This window comes from Spiroplasma endosymbiont of Megaselia nigra, assembly GCF_003987485.1.
In the GTDB taxonomy this organism is placed as follows: Bacteria; Bacillota_I; Bacilli_A; order Mycoplasmatales; family Mycoplasmataceae; genus Spiroplasma.
In genome coordinates, this window is sequence record NZ_RCOO01000190.1 from 1 (window position 1) to 2,057 (window position 2,057).

The window sequence follows — 2,057 nt, forward strand, 5'->3', positions numbered from 1 at the left end:
ATTTTTCAGAAAAAACCTATTTTATTAAGTGTAAAAGATACTATCTAACGATTAATCCAATAAATATAAGTATTTTTACAAAATAAAAAGCACTTTATTTTTTTTCAATAAAGTGCTACATTTGCATTTACAATTTACATACAAAAAATGATAAAAGCAATGACACATCCTTATTCAATTGAATATTTAGACACACAGAAAAAATTGAAAAAAACAATAAAACAAGCTAGAAAAGCACTGAAAAAAATGAATATAGCTGTTCGGAAGGGACATGAAACATCCACAACATTAGCACGAGAACAAGAACGATGAGCTAATTTAATTGTTAATGCTGAAACAGATTTTCTTAAAGAAGAAGAACTTTTTAAAGTTCAGGATAATAAAAAAACAGTTGTGAAAAAATTAGTAACTACCGGTAAAAAATAAAAGTTATATAATGAAATTAGCAATAATTTCATTTTTTAAATATGTTATAATTTGGAAGGTGAGAAAAGGGGGTTAAATTATGAGTAATTTTAATCAATTTGGTTTTAAGCGGTTTTTAAATTTAGGCCTTGCTGAATTAAAATTTGTTGAACCAACTATTGTGCAAGAAAAAGTAATGCCATTATTATTAAAACATCAAAATGTTATATGTAAGGCACATACGGGAACTGGAAAAACATTTGCGTTTTGTTTACCAATTTTAAATAATATAAATTATGAGCAAGCAAAAATTCAATCTATTATTGTAACCCCAACCCGTGAATTAGCAAAACAAATTTATGATAATATTCGTTTTTTTAAAAAATTTGAACCAAATTTACAAGTTAATTATTTTATTGGTGGCGAAGATATTAAACGTCAAATTGAACAATTGCAACGAATTCAACCCCACATTATTATTGCCACTCCAACGCGACTAAAAGATTTGTTTGAACAACAAAGTCTAAACTTAGGTAAATTAACAACTTTTATTATTGATGAATGTGATATGCTTTTTGATTTAGGTTTTATTGAAAATGTTGATTATATTTTGAGCAAAGTGAATCCTAATGTTCAAGTATCTGTTTTTTCTGCAACAATTCCGCCTGAGTTAAAACCTTTTTTAATCAAGTATTTAAAAAATCCACATTATTTAGATTTAAATGCCAATCAAATAACAAATCAAAACATTACACATATTTTAATTCCAACAAAACATCAAGAGCGAGAAACAATTTTATTAAAACTTTTAAAAACATTTGATCCATATTTATGTTTAATTTTTGTTAATAAAAAAACAGATATTAATAAGTATTATGATTTGTTATTAGAACATAATTATTCTGTTATCCAATTACATGCTGGATTAGAACCACGATTACGAACACAAGTTGTTAAACGAATTCGAAATTTAGAATATAAGTATGTTATTGCCAGTGATATTGCAGCGCGTGGAATTGATTTTATTGGTGTTAGTCATGTTATTTCAATTGATTTACCAAATGATTTAGAATATTATATTCATCGTAGTGGTCGTACTGGACGGGCAAATTATACTGGTTATAGTTATGTTCTTTATGATACAAAAAATTTAAATTTAGTGCAACAATTAATGACAAAAGGAATTACTTTTAAAACAAAGAAATGAAATCAACAAGGAGAATTGGTTGAAACAGTTCTTAGTGATGATAAGCCTAAAAAACAATCTTCTCTTGCAGTTGAGAATAAAATTAATAAAATTATTCATCGTTATAAAACAAAAGATAATAATAAAAAAATTAAACCTGGTTATAAGAAAAAAAGAAAAGCGGAAATTGATGAATTTAAAAAACAAGTTCGTCGGAGTCACATTAAAGAATCAATTAAAAAAATTAAAAAAGAAAAAGCAAAAGAACGAGCAAATAAATTATTTAATAAAGATTAAAAAGAAAACTTAATGTTTTTTGTTAATGTTATTTTTTTAAAACAAGAAACAAAAGTCTTTTTTTTTTTTTTTTTTTTTTAATTTTTTTTTTTTTTTTTTTTTTTTTTTTTTTTTTTTTTTTTTTTTTTTTTTTTTTTTTTTTTTTTTTTTTTTTTTTTTTTTTTTTTTT

Annotated in this window: 2 protein-coding genes; both read left to right on the plus strand. The window is 23.8% G+C overall.

What is annotated here, in order from left to right:
• The first annotated feature begins 147 nt into the window (after nucleotides 1-147).
• Nucleotides 148-426: a hypothetical protein gene (locus D9R21_RS05975; RefSeq protein WP_241568806.1), complete on the plus strand. Its 279-nt coding sequence runs from the start codon at nucleotides 148-150 to the stop codon at nucleotides 424-426.
• A 79-nt stretch (nucleotides 427-505) separates the two neighbouring features.
• Nucleotides 506-1,888 carry a DEAD/DEAH box helicase gene (locus tag D9R21_RS05980; protein ID WP_126821484.1) on the plus strand — a complete coding sequence of 461 codons (1,383 nt, stop codon included), beginning with the start codon at nucleotides 506-508 and terminating at the stop codon, nucleotides 1,886-1,888.
• Nucleotides 1,889-2,057 lie beyond the last annotated feature (169 nt).